Origin of the sequence: Escherichia sp. GZ89, from assembly GCF_019366485.1 — a bacterium.
In the GTDB taxonomy this organism is placed as follows: Bacteria; Pseudomonadota; Gammaproteobacteria; order Enterobacterales; family Enterobacteriaceae; genus Escherichia; species Escherichia fergusonii.
Genome location: NZ_JAEOHX010000009.1, coordinates 146,082 through 162,348 on the forward strand (window position 1 = coordinate 146,082; position 16,267 = coordinate 162,348).

Below are 16,267 nucleotides of genomic sequence, written 5' to 3' on the forward strand. Positions count from 1 at the left end.
AGAAAATCCATATGAAATGGCTATGTTCAGTAGGAATCGCGGTGAGTCTGGCCCTGCAGCCAGCACTGGCGGATGATTTATTCGGCAACCATCCATTAACGCCCGAAGCGCGTGATGCATTCGTCACCGATCTGCTCAAGAAAATGACAGTTGATGAGAAAATTGGTCAGCTTCGCTTAATCAGCGTCGGCCCGGATAACCCGAAAGAGGCGATCCGCGAGATGATCAAAGACGGGCAGGTTGGGGCGATTTTCAACACCGTAACCCGTCAGGATATCCGCGCCATGCAGGATCAGGTGATGGAACTGAGCCGCCTGAAAATTCCTCTCTTCTTTGCTTACGATGTGCTGCACGGTCAACGCACGGTTTTCCCGATTAGCCTCGGTCTGGCCTCGTCTTTTAACCTCGATGCGGTGAAAACGGTCGGACGTGTCTCTGCTTATGAAGCGGCAGATGATGGCCTGAACATGACCTGGGCACCGATGGTCGATGTCTCGCGCGATCCGCGCTGGGGACGTGCTTCTGAAGGTTTTGGCGAAGATACGTATCTCACTTCGATTATGGGTAAGACCATGGTGGAAGCGATGCAGGGTAAAAGCCCGGCAGATCGCTACTCGGTGATGACCAGCGTCAAACACTTCGCCGCTTACGGTGCGGTAGAAGGTGGTAAAGAGTACAACACCGTCGATATGAGTCCGCAGCGCCTGTTTAATGACTATATGCCGCCATACAAAGCGGGGCTGGATGCAGGCAGCGGTGCGGTAATGGTGGCGCTGAACTCGCTGAATGGCACGCCAGCAACTTCCGACTCCTGGCTGCTGAAAGATGTGCTGCGCGATCAGTGGGGCTTTAAAGGCATTACCGTTTCCGATCATGGCGCAATCAAAGAGCTGATTAAACATGGTACGGCGGCAGACCCGGAAGATGCGGTGCGCGTGGCGCTGAAATCCGGGATCAACATGAGTATGAGCGACGAGTACTACTCGAAGTATCTGCCCGGTTTGATCAAATCCGGCAAAGTGACGATGGCAGAGCTGGACGACGCTGCCCGCCACGTGCTGAACGTCAAATATGATATGGGGCTGTTCAACGACCCATACAGCCACCTTGGACCGAAAGAGTCTGACCCGGTTGATACTAATGCTGAAAGCCGCCTGCACCGCAAAGAAGCGCGTGAAGTGGCGCGCGAAAGCCTGGTGTTGCTGAAAAACCGCCTTGAAACGCTGCCGCTGAAAAAATCGGCAACCATTGCGGTGGTAGGGCCACTTGCGGACAGCAAACGTGACGTGATGGGCAGCTGGTCCGCAGCCGGTGTTGCCGATCAATCTGTGACCGTACTGACCGGGATTAAAAACGCCGTCGGTGAAAACGGCAAGGTGCTGTATGCCAAAGGTGCGAACGTTACCAGTGATAAAGGCATTATCGATTTCCTGAATCAGTATGAAGAAGCGGTAAAAGTCGATCCGCGTTCGCCGCAAGAGATGATTGATGAAGCGGTGCAGACCGCGAAACAATCTGATGTGGTGGTGGCTGTGGTCGGTGAAGCTCAGGGGATGGCGCACGAAGCCTCCAGCCGTACCGATATCACTATTCCACAAAGCCAACGTGATTTGATTGCGGCGCTGAAAGCCACCGGTAAACCGCTGGTGCTGGTGCTGATGAACGGGCGTCCGCTGGCGTTGGTGAAAGAAGATCAGCAGGCTGATGCGATTCTGGAAACCTGGTTTGCGGGTACGGAAGGGGGGAATGCGATTGCCGATGTGTTGTTTGGCGATTACAACCCTTCCGGCAAGCTGCCGATGTCCTTCCCGCGTTCTGTCGGGCAGATCCCGGTGTACTACAGCCATCTGAATACCGGTCGTCCGTATAATGCCGACAAACCGAACAAATACACTTCGCGTTATTTTGATGAAGCTAACGGGGCGCTTTATCCGTTCGGCTATGGTCTGAGCTATACCACTTTCACCGTCTCTGATGTGAAACTTTCTGCGCCGATCATGAAGCGTGACGGCAAAGTGACCGCCAGCGTGCAGGTGACAAACACCGGTAAGCGTGAAGGGGCCACGGTAGTGCAGATGTACTTGCAGGATGTGACCGCTTCCATGAGTCGTCCGGTGAAGCAACTGAAAGGCTTTGAGAAAATCACCCTGAAACCGGGCGAAACTCAGACTGTCAGCTTCCCGATCGATATTGAGGCGCTGAAGTTCTGGAATCAACAGATGAAATATGACGCCGAGCCTGGCAAGTTCAATGTCTTCATCGGCACCGATTCCGCGCGCGTTAAGAAAGGCGAGTTTGAATTGCTGTAATGCTTTAGCCAGGGCGCGACGTTTGCGCCCTGTAAGTATTTATCTGATTCTGCAACTGAATCCGCCTTGTCAGGCTAACCCCGCCATTATCAACTATGCTTTTCTCTTAATTCGCTGAAAACAACAGTAAAAGAATGAGGAAAGCATCATGCCACTCTCAAAGCTCTGGGCAGGTTCACTGGTTTTGTTGGCAGCCGTGAGCCTGCCGCTACAGGCGGCTTCCCCCGTTAAAGTCGGTTCAAAAATCGATACCGAAGGCGCGCTACTCGGCAACATTATTTTGCAAGTGCTGGAAAGCCACGGCGTACCGACGGTGAATAAAGTCCAGTTGGGAACCACGCCGGTGGTGCGCGGCGCGATCACTTCTGGCGAGCTGGATATCTATCCGGAATATACCGGTAATGGTGCTTTCTTCTTTAAAGATGAAAATGATGCTGCGTGGAAAAATGCCGGACAAGGCTACGAGAAAGTCAAAAAGCTCGATGCAGAGCAAAACAAGTTAATCTGGCTGACGCCCGCGCCTGCGAATAACACCTGGACCATCGCCGTGCGTCAGGATATGGCAGAGAAAAACAAACTCACTTCGCTTGCCGATCTGAGTCGTTATCTGAAAGAGGGTGGCACCTTCAAGCTGGCGGCTTCGGCAGAGTTTATTGAACGCGCCGATGCGTTACCTGCATTTGAAAAAGCCTATGGCTTTAAGCTCGATCAGGATCAGTTGCTGTCACTGGCCGGTGGCGACACGGCGGTGACGATCAAGGCCGCTGCCCAGCAAACATCCGGCGTTAATGCCGCAATGGCTTACGGCACTGACGGTCCGGTCGCGGCGTTGGGGCTGCAAACCTTAAGCGATCCGCAAGGTGTGCAACCTATCTACGCGCCTGCACCAGTGGTGCGTGAATCGGTGTTGAAGGAGTATCCGCAAATGGCACAGTGGCTACAGCCAGTCTTCGCCAGCCTCGATGAAAAGACGTTACAGCAACTGAATGCCAGCATTGCCGTTGAAGGACTGGATGCCAAAAAAGTGGCTACCGACTACCTGAAACAAAAAGGGTGGACGAAGTAATTTCCCGTGACTTATTTACGTATTAACCCTGTTCTGGCGCTGCTGCTGTTGCTGACAGCAATCGCAGCGGCGCTGCCGTTTATCAGTTACGCACCTAATCGTTTAGTCTCTGGTGAGGGGCGTCATCTCTGGCAGTTGTGGCCGCAAACGATCTGGATGCTGGTGGGCGTATGTTGCGCCTGGCTGACAGCCTGTTTTATTCCCGGTAGAAAAGGCAGCATTTTTGCACTCATCCTGGCGCAACTCGTCTTCGTGTTGCTGGTATGGGGGGCAGGAAAGGCGGCGACACAACTGGCGCAAAATGGCAGTGCGCTGGCGCGTACCAGCCTCGGCAGTGGTTTCTGGCTGGCTGCGGCGCTGGCATTGCTGGCCTGTAGCGATGCCATCCGCCGAATCTCCACGCATCCGCTGTGGCGCTGGTTGTTGCATATGCAGATGGCCATCATTCCGCTGTGGTTGCTGTACTCCGGCACGCTTAACGATCTCTCGCTAATGAAAGAATACGCCAACCGTCAGGATGTGTTTGACGACGCGCTGGTACAACATCTGACGTTACTGTTTGGTGCGGTGCTGCCTGCGCTGGTGATTGGGGTGCCGCTGGGCGTCTGGTGCTACTTTTCCACTGCTCGGCAGGGGGCGATTTTTTCGCTACTCAATGTCATTCAGACCGTGCCTTCGGTGGCGCTCTTTGGCCTGTTGATTGCGCCGCTTGCCGGACTGGTTACGGCCTTTCCGTGGCTGGGAACGCTCGGCGTAGCAGGAACAGGCATGACGCCCGCCCTGATAGCGCTGGTGCTCTATGCCCTGTTACCTCTGGTGCGCGGCGTGGTAGTCGGCTTGAACCAGATCCCGCACGATGTGCTGGAGAGCGCCACAGCGATGGGCATGAGCGGGGCGCAGCGATTCCTGCATGTGCAGTTACCGCTGGCGTTACCGGTATTTCTGCGCAGCCTGCGGGTGGTGATGGTACAAACCATTGGCATGGCGGTGATTGCGGCATTAATCGGCGCAGGCGGTTTTGGTGCGTTGGTTTTCCAGGGGCTGCTAAGCAGTGCCATTGATTTAGTGTTGCTGGGGGTGATCCCGGTAATCGTACTGGCGGTGCTGATCGACGCACTGTTCGATCTGGTTATCGCACTGCTGAAGGTGAAACGTAATGATTGAATTTAGCCATGTCAGCAAACTGTTCGGCACACAAAAAGCCGTTAACGATCTCAATCTCAATTTTCAGGAAGGGAGTTTCTCGGTGCTGATTGGTACATCAGGCTCCGGTAAATCCACCACGTTGAAAATGATCAACCGTCTGGTAGAGCATGACAGCGGAGTGATCCGCTTTGCCGGAGAAGAGATTCGCTCGCTGCCAGTGCTGGAGTTGCGCCGCCGGATGGGCTATGCCATTCAATCTATTGGTTTATTTCCCCACTGGAGCGTGGCGCAAAACATTGCCACTGTGCCGCAATTACAAAAATGGTCGCAGGCGCGGATCGACGACCGTATCGACGAATTAATGGCGCTACTGGGGCTGGAGCCGGATTTGCGTGAGCGTTATCCGCATCAGCTTTCCGGCGGTCAGCAGCAACGTGTGGGAGTGGCGCGCGCACTGGCTGCCGATCCGCAAGTCTTACTGATGGATGAACCTTTTGGCGCACTGGACCCGGTAACGCGCGGCGCGTTGCAACAAGAGATGACGCGCATTCACCGTTTGCTGGGGCGTACCATTGTGCTGGTCACTCATGATATTGATGAGGCGCTACGGCTGGCAGAACATCTGGTATTGATGGATCACGGTGAAGTGGTGCAGCAGGGCAATCCTCTGGCGATGCTGACTTGTCCGGTGAATGATTTTGTCCGCCAGTTTTTTGGCCGTAGTGAACTGGGTGTGCGCCTGCTTTCGTTACGTAGTGTGGCGGATTACGTGCGCCGAGAAGAACGGGCTGAAGGTGAGGCGCTGGCAGAAGAGATGACGCTACGCGATGCGCTCTCCCTGTTTGTCGCGCGGGGGTGCGAAGTGCTGCCGGTGGTGAACATGCAGGGCCAGCCTTGCGGCACGCTGCATTTTCAGGATCTGCTGGTGGAGGCGTAAGCGTATGAAGATGTTGCGCGATCCGCTGTTCTGGCTCATTGCTTTGTTTGTGGCACTGATTTTCTGGCTGCCTTACAGCCAGCCGCTGTTTTCTGCCTTGTTCCCACAACTGCCACGCCCCGTTTATCAGCAAGAAAGTTTTGCTGCTCTGGCACTGGCTCATTTCTGGCTGGTGGGAATTTCGAGTTTGTTTGCGGTGATCATTGGTACTGGTGCCGGAATTGCTGTCACTCGCCCGTGGGGTGCGGAATTTCGCCCACTGGTGGAAACTATCGCCGCCGTTGGGCAGACTTTTCCGCCCGTCGCGGTGCTGGCGATTGCTGTTCCGGTGATGGGGTTTGGTCAGCAACCGGCGATTATCGCCTTGATCCTTTACGGTGTGCTGCCCGTCCTGCAGGCGACACTTGCCGGGCTGGGATCGATTGATGCCAGCGTGACCGAAGTTGCCAAAGGCATGGGAATGAGCCGTAGTCAGCGACTGCGTAAGGTCGAGCTACCGCTGGCAGCTCCGGTGATTCTGGCGGGTGTACGAACTTCGGTGATTATCAACATTGGCACGGCGACGATCGCCTCAACGGTAGGGGCCAACACGCTGGGTACGCCCATCATCATCGGACTTAGCGGATTTAATACCGCGTATGTGATCCAGGGAGCGTTACTGGTGGCACTGGCGGCGATCATCGCAGACCGCCTGTTTGAAAGGTTGGTGCAGGCGCTTAGCCAGCACGCAAAATAAAGGTATAACCTGCGAGCATGACGCCACCAATTCCGCCTAACGCCATAAACAGGAACAGGGCGATGACCCCAATTTTAGCTATGCGCATAATGCACTCCTTATGTTAACGAAAGGATTGTACAGTAAAGCGCATTTGTTAACGAATCATTAAATGCCGAGCGGGAAAATATCATGACCTTGCTCCTGCCAACTGGTGAGTTGCTGTTGTTGGGCAGGGGACTGGTTTTCACCGCACCACACCAATAGCGTGCGGCCTTCAAACAGTTCCGGGCGTAGTTGATTAAGTGAGTGAGCGAGGACATCAATGCGCCAGCCCTGTTGGCTGGCAATCCAGCCTTCCAGCCACAAGCGGGTGGTATCGTGAATATTCCAGCCGACTACCAGCGCATCTTTGCCCTGTTTTTTGCGTGCTGAAGCCAGACAAATGGCGATGTAATTGATCAGTACGCCGTCGAGGATCGCCAGCAACGCCTGGAGAGTCGGTTGCTGGCACTGGAGTCGTCGACGCAGAGGAATAAACAGGTGCGTGGTGAGCGTCTGGGCGGGGTAATCCTGACCACGCTCTTTGATCCATGTTCGCAAGCTATGCAGATTGCCACTTTGCAGGTAATTGAGTAGCGTTTCTTGTTGCTCGCGCCAGCCATTTTGTAGATCAACATTATCATTACTGAGCAGCATCTTAACTTTGCTAACCTGCACGCCGTTGTCGATCCAGCGTTTGATCTCCCGGATCCTGTCGATATCCGCGTCGTTAAACAGGCGATGACCGCCGTCTGTCCGCTGCGGTTTCAGCAATCCGTAACGCCTCTGCCACGCGCGTAACGTCACAGGGTTAATATCACAAAGCAACGCCACTTCACCAATTGTGTAAAGCGCCATCGTCTCACCTTTGCTCGCGAGGTCCCGGTTTAACTTTAGACGCAGATTTGCGAACCAGGTAGTACTGATCGTTTTTTGATCGAAAAAGGGCTGATATCGATTTATCCGGCGCTTTTTGCGCGATCGCTCTCACAATTTTCTTATTTTCTGCAGCACTTCAAAGAAAGTTATGCGCATGCCATGTATGTTACGCGTTTTTAAGGGATGTGTGGCTTGCAGGTATGTACGAGTTTAATCTGGTGTTGCTGCTGCTTCAGCAGATGTGTGTTTTTCTGGTTATTGCGTGGTTGATGAGTAAAACACCGCTCTTCATCCCTTTAATGCAAGTCACAGTGCGGTTACCTCACAAACTGCTTTGTTACGTGACCTTCTCGATTTTCTGTATCCTCGGCACTTACTTCGGCTTACATATCGATGACTCCATTGCTAATACACGCGCCATCGGTGCAGTGATGGGGGGGCTGTTGGGTGGCCCGGTTGTTGGCGGACTTGTTGGTCTGACCGGGGGGTTACACCGTTATTCAATGGGAGGAATGACGGCGCTCAGCTGCATGATTTCTACCATTGTTGAAGGTCTGTTAGGTGGCCTGGTGCACAGTATCCTGATTCGTCGTGGACGTACCGACCGGGTGTTTAGCCCCTTCACCGCCGGAGCAGTCACTTTTATTGCCGAAATGATCCAAATGTTGATCATTCTTGCCATTGCCCGGCCTTATGAAGATGCCGTGCGTCTGGTGAGCAATATTGCTGCGCCAATGATGGTCACCAATACCGTGGGCGCGGCCCTGTTTATGCGTATATTGCTCGATAAACGCGCGATGTTTGAGAAATACACTTCGGCGTTTTCGGCAACCGCACTGAAAGTGGCGGCCTCGACGGAAGGGATATTGCGTCAGGGTTTTAACGAAGTGAACAGCATGAAGGTGGCGCAGGTGCTTTACCAGGAGCTGGATATTGGCGCAGTCGCGATTACTGATCGCGAGAAGCTGCTGGCTTTCACAGGGATTGGCGATGATCACCATCTGCCCGGTAAACCAATCTCATCGGGATATACCTTAAAAGCGATTGAAACCGGTGAAGTCGTTTATGCTGACGGCAACGAAGTGCCTTATCAATGCTCTTTACATCCGCAGTGTAAGTTAGGTTCAACACTGGTTATCCCACTCCGTGGCGAAAATCAGCGGGTGATGGGCACCATCAAATTGTATGAAGCCAAAAACCGTTTGTTTAGCTCGATCAACCGCACACTGGGTGAAGGGATCGCACAACTGCTTTCGGCACAGATCCTTGCCGGGCAGTATGAGCGACAAAAAGCGATGCTCACACAGTCAGAAATCAAGCTGTTACACGCTCAGGTAAATCCGCATTTCCTGTTTAACGCGCTTAACACCATTAAAGCAGTGATTCGCCGTGACAGTGAACAAGCCAGTCAACTGGTTCAGTATCTGTCGACTTTCTTTCGCAAAAATTTAAAACGACCGTCGGAAATTGTGACTCTTGCTGATGAAATTGAACACGTAAATGCTTATCTGCAAATAGAAAAAGCACGGTTTCAGTCACGGTTGCAGGTCAACATGAATATCCCGGGAGAGCTTGCCTGGCAACACCTTCCGGCTTTTACACTTCAACCAATTGTTGAGAATGCGATAAAACATGGCACATCACAATTGCTGGGCACCGGGGAAGTGTCGATCACTGCACGCCGCGAAGGGCAATATTTTATGTTGGATATTGAAGACAACGCCGGATTATACCAGCCAGCAACCAACGCCAGCGGGCTGGGGATGAGTCTGGTAGATAAGCGATTACGCGAGAGATTTGGCGATGACTATGGCATCAGTGTGGCATGTGAACCAGATTGTTACACCCGCATTACTTTACGACTTCCATGGAGGGATAACGCATGATTAAGGTGTTAATTGTCGATGATGAACCGCTTGCACGGGAGAACCTGCGCATATTTTTGCAGGAGCAGAGCGATATTGAAATCGTCGGTGAGTGTTCAAATGCTGTTGAAGGGATTGGCGCGGTGCATAAACTGCGCCCGGACGTACTGTTTCTCGACATCCAGATGCCGCGTATCAGCGGTCTGGAAATGGTTGGGATGCTCGACCCGGAACATCGCCCGTATATTGTTTTTCTCACCGCGTTTGACGAATACGCCATTAAAGCCTTTGAAGAACATGCCTTTGATTATCTCCTGAAGCCAATTGATGAAGCGCGGCTGGAGAAAACGCTGGCGCGTTTGCGTCAGGAGCGCAGCAAGCAGGATGTTTCGCTGTTACCGGAAAACCAACAGGCGTTGAAATTTATCCCTTGTACGGGGCATAGTCGGATTTATTTGCTGCAAATGAGAGATGTAGCATTTGTCAGCAGTCGGATGAGCGGTGTCTACGTTACCAGCCACGAAGGGAAAGAAGGTTTCACCGAACTGACTTTGCGCACTCTGGAGAGCCGTACACCACTACTGCGCTGCCATCGTCAGTATCTGGTTAACCTCGCGCATTTACAGGAGATTCGCCTGGAAGATAACGGTCAGGCTGAGTTGATTTTGCGTAATGGTTTAACCGTCCCTGTCAGCCGCCGCTATCTGAAAAGTTTAAAAGAGGCGATTGGCCTGTAAAAGACTGCTAAAATGGCTTTTTGCCTCATTAACACCCGAAGGCCTCATGCTAAGTAACGATATTCTGCGCAGCGTGCGCTACATTTTGAAAGCCAACAATAATGACCTGGTGCGTATTCTGGCGCTAGGTAATGTCGAAGCCACCGCGGAACAGATTGCTGTCTGGTTGCGAAAAGAAGACGAAGAAGGGTTTCAACGTTGCCCGGACATTGTTTTGTCTTCATTCCTGAATGGTCTGATTTATGACAAACGCGGCAAGGATGAGTCTGCTCCGGCACTTGAGCCGGAACGTCGCATTAATAACAATATTGTACTGAAAAAATTGCGCATCGCGTTTTCACTGAAAACTGATGATATTCTGGCGATCCTCACCGAACAGCAGTTCCGTGTTTCGATGCCGGAAATTACGGCGATGATGCGTGCACCGGATCATAAAAACTTTCGTGAATGCGGCGATCAATTCTTGCGTTATTTTCTGCGTGGGCTGGCAGCGCGCCAGCATGTGAAGAAAAGCTAAGACGGGCATGGCGGCCATGCCAAAAACATGGCCGCCGACAGATTATTTCACTTCTTTAAAACCAGCGGCTTCAAGGATTTTCTGTGATTGTTTCATGCTAATCCCTTTGCTGGTGTCGCCACTGATCATAGTACCAGCAGCTTTTTGCAACTCTTTGAGATCAACTTTTTCCATATCTACAGAGACAGTTTCTTCTGCCCAGCTGTCTTTATAGGTTAATTTTTCTTCTACACCAACAAGATTCTTATATTTGGCGCTGATTGGGTCAAGGATCTTCGCGGCATCTTCTTTATTTGCAGCGTTGATAGAAGAGTACATAATTTTATTTTCAGAAGTTTGCTTCAGTACCTTGTCGCCTTTGTAGGTATAGGTAACAGCAATTTCAGAGCCATTCAGATTGGCGGTAAATTTTTTGGTTTCTTCTTTATCACCACAGCCAGCGAGGGAAAAAACGAGAACGGATGCCACCGCCATAGAAAACAGTTTATTAAAAGCCTTCATGTAAAACTCCATTTTTAAATATCAAAATATCAGCGCCCTGGCATTGTTGACCTGGTCGTTTGCCAGTGGCGCTATAGGATATGCCTGTTACAAGGGGTTGAGCAGTCCGAATCAGGAGTAGAACGACTAATTAAGGGGTTTGTCTGGTAAATCCGCCAGTAATAGCACCAAATGTTCATAAAGCAACACGCTGTTATTCAATATGGCGCTACGTTTTTCCTCTTCTGTTTGCTGCAATTGATGTAACAAATGCGCCAGTCGGGAAAAACCAAATGCTGCTAACTCATTTGTCAGCATTTCAGCCTGATTCATAAGACTCCTTTCCTGGTAACGCCAGCCGTTATGTAACACCTGGATCAACAATGACTGACAGCGCTCTAAAAGCTTGTGAGCACTGGACGGCACCGGAAGAACATTGTCTGAAGGTAGCGGTGCCACAGGCGCAGTTTCTGCGTCCAGTGCCCAGGCGCGGGTTTTTGTCATCATCACCCGTGGTTCCAGTGTCAATTGCCCCTCAGCAAAATTGATAAACCCAGAAACCAGACTAACGGGATCTTCTGTTTGTTGTAACAGAGCTGCCATGCGTTCAACAGCAAAGGGCGCACTGGCTGAAGCTGGCAGTGATAACGTCAGCACATTATCTTCACCTTCGCCACTGATTACCTGCGCATCCAGTGTCTGCCGACTGCTGTCCCAACCGAGTGAAATGCACTCTTCTACTGGCAGAATAAATAAGTTATCGACCTGGTTAAGCGGTCGTATGGCGGCTGGCGGACGTTGGCGTAAATATTCCCGCAAAGCCACAATGCCCGGCTGGCGCAGTGGTGCGCTCAACATTTGCCAGGCATCAGGCGACAGCGGAACAACACTGCTTAAGCGGTTGCGGGTAGCTAACAGCAACTCGCCATCAGCACTGCGTTTTGCTGCTTGTGAAACAATTTGCCCACCCGCCAGCGCGCCAGCCTGAAAACTAAACAGCCGCCGTTTTGCCGCTGGAGAGTTATCCTGTTCACTTCTCGGCCAACTGCGCGAAAGATGCAAAATACTGCCGGTGTCGGGATCGGTGAACCAGATGCGTAAACCATACCGCTCATTATCCTGCCAGCAACGCATACCTAGTGACACCAGCCGCAAATGATCAAGCTTTGCTTCGCCAGCAATGCCTGCGCCAATGACCGTGCGCCACGGTATGGGCGGTACTTCACCGACACTGTCACGTCGCGCCATCTCTTGTGCACTGTTCAAGCGACTGGTTAACGCCGCAAGCTGGCACAAGCATTTTCCGGCATGATAGTAGCTGGCGCGGGCGTGGAAGGCATCAACGCTTGCCCGTAGCTGTCGTAGTGATTCACTTACCCAGCGCCAGTTGCAGCGTTCCGCCGCTTGCTGCGCGCGGCTGAAAGCAGCCTCGTAATGAATAAGCGGCTGGCTGATGCCGCCAAGCCATAACGCCTGGCTTAATTGCTGAACATATTGACGACACGCGTTGCCCTCGTCGCTGGAAAACGGATCGTCAGATGATGTGACGTGTTCGCTGCGCATCTGCCAGATTAAATGAGTAAATTCCGCTTGCTGCGCTTTGGCCTCGACGAAGGCCTGCACAGCCAGCACGACATGTTCACACAGCGTGCCTTCAATACAATCACAGCGTGCGAAACGAATGCTGCTGCGGGAATAAAAACGCACATCGCTCATCGGTAAGCGGGCAGAGGGAATTTCGCCCGGCGTGCAGAACAACTCAATGGTGATGCCTTTAGCGACCAGCGCCTGCGCGCGTTTGCGCGTGGTATTGGGCAGGGTAGCCAGTTCTTCCTGCCAGATTGCCGGATCCCACTCTTCTTCTTTTTCCGTAGGCTGGGCGGTGGCACAAAGTCGTTGATAACTTAACACCAGCATCACGCGATGACGGCACATGCCGCTGGCCCCGCAGCTGCATTGAGCCTCTTTCAGTGCCTGACTGTTCGCCAGCCGGGTACGGACACCGTCACTGAACGTGGCGATTAAAGCGCCGTTCTCATGGCAGATTTCCGGGACATTGCCATTTTCCAGTTCCTTAAGGCTGCGCTTCACAAAACCAGCATTGCTTAACGCCGTCAGGGCCTGCGGTGTCAGTTCTAATAATTCCGGACGTAGTGAATTCATGACTGAAGATTCTCCGCAAGCCAGGTAGCCAGTTCGCCTGGCGTCATCGCGGCTATTTGTGCGCCGACATTTACCAGCGCCTAGGCTGTATCGCGGTCGTAGCAAGGTGTTGCGGTGCTATCGAGCGCTGCCAGTCCCAGCACTTTGATGCCGCTCTGGACACACTTTTTCACCTGATGCGTCAGCAATGATGATGAACCCCCTTCATAAAAATCGCTCACGAGGATGATGACGCTTTTCGCTGGTTGTTCAATAAGTTGCCGACCATATTCCACGGCGCTGGCGATATTGGTCCCGCCACCCAGCTGTACTTTCATTAATAACTCTACCGGATCGGCAACGTCTGCCGTGAGATCGACGACGCTTGTGTCAAAAGCGACCAGATGGGTGCGGATACCGGGTAACTGCCATAAACAGGCCGCCATCACCGCTGAGTGGATCACCGAATCGACCATTGATCCGCTTTGATCAACCAGTAACACCAGCTGCCATTGTTCGCTATGGCGTTTAATTCGGCTGTTAAAGCGGGGGGATTCGATATACAACTTGCCGTGTTGCGGGTGCCAGTGTTGCAGGTTGGCGCGCAGAGTACTTTTGAAATCGAAATTACGCGCCAGTGGAATTAATGAGCGGCGACGGCGATCGCGGACACCTGAAAAAGCCTGACGAACTTCCTTTGCCAGTCGCGCCATAATTTCTTCAACAACCTGGCGCACTATCCGGCGGGCGGCAGCCAGCACTTCGGGATTCATCAGATGTTTGGTGTGCAAAACGGCGCGTAACAGGCTTTCAGAGGGCTTCATACGTTCCAGCACGTCGAGATTTGTCACTACATCTTCAATGCCATAGCGCAGTACAGCATCGCTTTCCAGCCGCTCAATCACCTGTTGCGGAAACAGCGTGTGAATACTGTTGATCCAATCAGGGGTGGTGAGATTTGAGCCACCTAATCCACCGGAGCGTTCACCACGCTGGAGCCGTTCAGGATCGCGCCCGTACAGCCATTCCAGCGCGTGGTCTATCCGCCGGGCGTTGTCATCCAGCCCACAAAGCGTCGTTTCTGCCGCTTCGCCAAGAATTAATCGCCAGCGTTGTAGATCACGAGAGGTCAGAAGATCGTTCAGTTCAGACATGGAAAACTCCCCAGTGTTGCAGTGATGCCAGTGCCTGCTGTTCGAGCTGTTGATGATGTGCAATGGCTTGCGGTGGGCAATGCAACGGCATTTGCAGCGCCGAAACGGGAAGCTGAGCGAGCTGGTAATGCTCAAGCACCTGATGCGCCAGCGTCCCGCGTTCTCGTGGCGGTAGCCAGGCCATCGCCGCGCGCAAATCGGGCAGGGCGTTAATAAAATCGGCGTCACTCAGTTGATTCAAATGGCTGCTGAAACCGGCGATAAATGCAGGCTGACTGGCCAGTTGATGGCGGGCCAGCGCCAGCAAACCGTGCAGCGCCTCGCCAGATTGTGCTGGGGATAATTGCGCCAGCATCGTCAGCGCCGCTTCGGCACTGGCGTTGGGATGTTCCAGACGCATCAGCGCGCCAAGGGCCGCACCGCGATCCAGCGCTGGGGCATGAATCGCCTGACTGCGACGTTCCAGTAAGGCTACCGCCGCAGAAAGCGAAACGCCGGGTAAATTAACGCCGCTATTTAGATCGCGCAGGATATGGCAAAGCGCCTGCCAGCTATGCAGGTGAGCGTGAAACTCCTTCTCATCCGGCCTGCCGTTGGATTCACATAGCCACAGTGTGCGATCGATAGCCGCGTATAACGTCGTCTGTAATATCTGCGCGCCTTGCATACCGCTGATTTCATCGAGCTGCCACAAGGCGTAAAGCACTTCCAGCGCCAGGCCCATTTCGGCAAACTGATTTTCCTGGGCGATTAATAATGTGAGTTGTTCCAGTAATTGCTGACTGAAGGACGCCAGACCCGCTAACGCTGCCTGGCTAAGACATGTGGTGATGCCGCTGATTCCACCCGCGTCCAGCATATCGGCTTCTAATTTATTCCGTGCGGCCTCCTGGAGTGTGGCACCAAAGCAGGCGGCTTCAATCAATGCCGCATGTTGGCTAAGTGGCTGGGTTAATGTCCAGCATTCTTCACCGTTGCCCGCCAGCGTCAGTGTACTTCCGTGCTGGCGCACAATGCCGGGAATCTCCAGTATTGCCAATCGATGTAGCACCTGACTTTGCGCCAGTCCATCGGGGGTAAAGCGATTTAAGGTAAGCTCCGCCGGAAGAGAGATTCCGGTACGTTCCAGTTCGCAGGTGACATCTTTTGGCAGAGGTGGCTGTGGCGTCGAGGGGGCAAGTTTACCGAATCCGTCACCTGCTAATGTGTCTATCAACGTTAGCAGAATCGGATCGGTATCGGGATGAATAACGCCGCGATAGCTCCACGGCAACGGCGCGTTCAGGGCTTCTTTGATCAGCGAGCCTGCTATAGCATCCAGCCAGTCAGTGCGTAACGGTAGTGTATGACCGCGCAACTGTGCCAGTGCCATCGCATGCAGATGAGCGGCAGCCATATCCACTGTTGAAGCAGGCAATTTGTGCTGGCGCAAACGGGTAAGAACCGTTTTTAGTAGTTGTTCACCTGCCTGCTGCAAACCTGACTGCCAGCACCAGTTTTGCCAGACCGGGGCTGGCATTCCGGAAAGGTATCCTGCCAGCACATCAAGGCGCTTTTCACTGTATGGCGTGAGATAGCAACCTGTAACGGCATCTGCCAGCGAAGGCAATTCTGGCTTGTTCATTTCTTGCAAACATTCGCGCCACATTTTTGCCAGTGCCGGAGCGTGCCAGCCACCACAGACGACTAACACGCCGCCATTGTTTTGCTGCATCGCCCATGCAATCCAGTGGGCCATAAAGGCTTCGCGCTGACGATTGAGCGCATCGCCGGGGGAGTCGCCCCGCAGTTGGGCAAAATAGTGCGCCAGTGCAGAGGATAATGCAGGTTGCTGGCTTTCATCTTCGAACAGGTGATCCCACAGGGTGTCGCTGTTATCCATACGAGTGGCACGCAGCAACAAAGCCTGGCTTTCCTCTTGCGTACCGGGTGACTCGTCCTCTTCTTCACTCTGCGCCCAGCAAGGCAAATCGATGAAGTAAGTTTGTGCCTGAATACGACGTGCGGCTTGTAGCGCCTGCCACTCCGGCGAAAATTCAGCAAATGGCGTCCAGGCACCACGCCCGTGGGCAGCACCGTCCTGATACTGGCAATAACTGTAAATCGCCACCGGAAGCTGGTGGGCTAAAAACAGTTCGTCTATCCGGTCATTAAAATCCGCCGGGCCTTCAATCAACACGTATCGCGGCCGCTGGTTTTCGATTAACGATTTCACCAGTCGGGCGCAGGCCGGACTATGATGCCGGATGCCGACAATTAACGGCTCGCTCATGCATCT

The 16,267-nt window shown here is 53.0% G+C and carries 13 protein-coding genes and 1 pseudogene; 8 read left to right on the forward strand and 6 right to left on the reverse strand.

Annotated features, from left to right (window positions below):
* Positions 1–11: 11 nt before the first annotated feature.
* The 5 genes from bglX to yehW all read left to right on the forward strand — a co-directional run bounded on the left by bglX (position 12) and on the right by yehW (position 6,194).
* The gene (gene bglX, locus K0335_RS15510) at positions 12–2,309 is read left to right on the forward strand and encodes a beta-glucosidase BglX (RefSeq protein WP_046076225.1); all 2,298 of its coding nucleotides are present in this window, start codon (positions 12–14) and stop codon (positions 2,307–2,309) included.
* A gap of 148 nt (positions 2,310–2,457) precedes the next feature.
* The gene (gene osmF, locus K0335_RS15515; RefSeq protein WP_104918170.1) at positions 2,458–3,375 is read left to right on the forward strand and encodes a glycine betaine ABC transporter substrate-binding protein OsmF; all 918 of its coding nucleotides are present in this window, start codon (positions 2,458–2,460) and stop codon (positions 3,373–3,375) included.
* A gap of 6 nt (positions 3,376–3,381) precedes the next feature.
* Positions 3,382–4,539, forward strand: a complete 1,158-nt coding sequence (yehY, locus tag K0335_RS15520; protein WP_104919423.1) for a glycine betaine ABC transporter permease YehY — start codon at positions 3,382–3,384, stop codon at positions 4,537–4,539.
* On the forward strand, positions 4,532–5,458 hold the full coding sequence (yehX, locus tag K0335_RS15525; protein ID WP_219393900.1) for a glycine betaine ABC transporter ATP binding protein YehX: 927 nt from the start codon (positions 4,532–4,534) through the stop codon (positions 5,456–5,458). The genes yehY and yehX overlap by 8 nt, the downstream gene beginning before the upstream one ends.
* 4 nt (positions 5,459–5,462) lie before the next feature.
* A complete protein-coding gene (yehW, locus tag K0335_RS15530) occupies positions 5,463–6,194 on the forward strand; it encodes a glycine betaine ABC transporter permease YehW (protein WP_104919425.1) in 732 nt (243 codons plus the stop codon).
* Here the strand turns inward: yehW and K0335_RS15535 are convergent.
* Together K0335_RS15535 and mlrA are read right to left on the reverse strand one after the other, a co-directional pair.
* Complete coding sequence (locus tag K0335_RS15535) at positions 6,175–6,282, reverse strand: protein YohO (protein ID WP_001216963.1); 108 nt, start codon at positions 6,280–6,282, stop codon at positions 6,175–6,177. The genes yehW and K0335_RS15535 overlap by 20 nt on opposite strands.
* A 59-nt stretch (positions 6,283–6,341) precedes the next feature.
* Entirely contained in the window at positions 6,342–7,073 is a 732-nt protein-coding gene (gene mlrA, locus K0335_RS15540; protein WP_001240384.1) for an HTH-type transcriptional regulator MlrA, read from the reverse strand.
* Between the two features lie 221 nt (positions 7,074–7,294).
* Between mlrA and btsS the strand changes: the two genes are divergently transcribed.
* Genes btsS through K0335_RS15555 form a run of 3 tightly spaced genes read left to right on the forward strand, consistent with a single transcriptional unit; the run spans position 7,295 to position 10,213 of the window.
* Positions 7,295–8,980, forward strand: a complete 1,686-nt coding sequence (gene btsS / locus K0335_RS15545) for a two-component regulatory system sensor histidine kinase BtsS (RefSeq protein WP_002431447.1) — start codon at positions 7,295–7,297, stop codon at positions 8,978–8,980.
* A complete protein-coding gene (btsR, locus tag K0335_RS15550) occupies positions 8,977–9,696 on the forward strand; it encodes a two-component system response regulator BtsR (RefSeq protein WP_000598631.1) in 720 nt (239 codons plus the stop codon). Before btsS ends, btsR begins: the two co-directional genes overlap by 4 nt.
* Positions 9,697–9,742: 46 nt before the next feature.
* Entirely contained in the window at positions 9,743–10,213 is a 471-nt protein-coding gene (locus K0335_RS15555) for a DUF1456 family protein (protein ID WP_104919426.1), read from the forward strand.
* A 42-nt stretch (positions 10,214–10,255) separates the two neighbouring features.
* Here the strand turns inward: K0335_RS15555 and K0335_RS15560 are convergent, their stop codons facing one another.
* The 4 genes and pseudogenes from K0335_RS15560 to K0335_RS15575 form a co-directional block, all read right to left on the reverse strand.
* A complete protein-coding gene (locus tag K0335_RS15560; protein WP_000643202.1) occupies positions 10,256–10,714 on the reverse strand; it encodes a YehR family lipoprotein in 459 nt (152 codons plus the stop codon).
* 126 nt (positions 10,715–10,840) lie between these two features.
* A complete protein-coding gene (locus K0335_RS15565; RefSeq protein ID WP_160194129.1) occupies positions 10,841–12,856 on the reverse strand; it encodes an SWIM zinc finger family protein in 2,016 nt (671 codons plus the stop codon).
* Positions 12,853–13,989 (reverse strand): annotated as a pseudogene (locus K0335_RS15570) (VWA domain-containing protein). The gene K0335_RS15565 and the pseudogene K0335_RS15570 overlap by 4 nt, the downstream one beginning before the upstream one ends.
* A complete protein-coding gene (locus tag K0335_RS15575; RefSeq protein ID WP_219393903.1) occupies positions 13,982–16,261 on the reverse strand; it encodes a DUF5682 family protein in 2,280 nt (759 codons plus the stop codon). Before K0335_RS15575 ends, K0335_RS15570 begins: the two are co-directional and overlap by 8 nt.
* Positions 16,262–16,267: the final 6 nt, after the last annotated feature.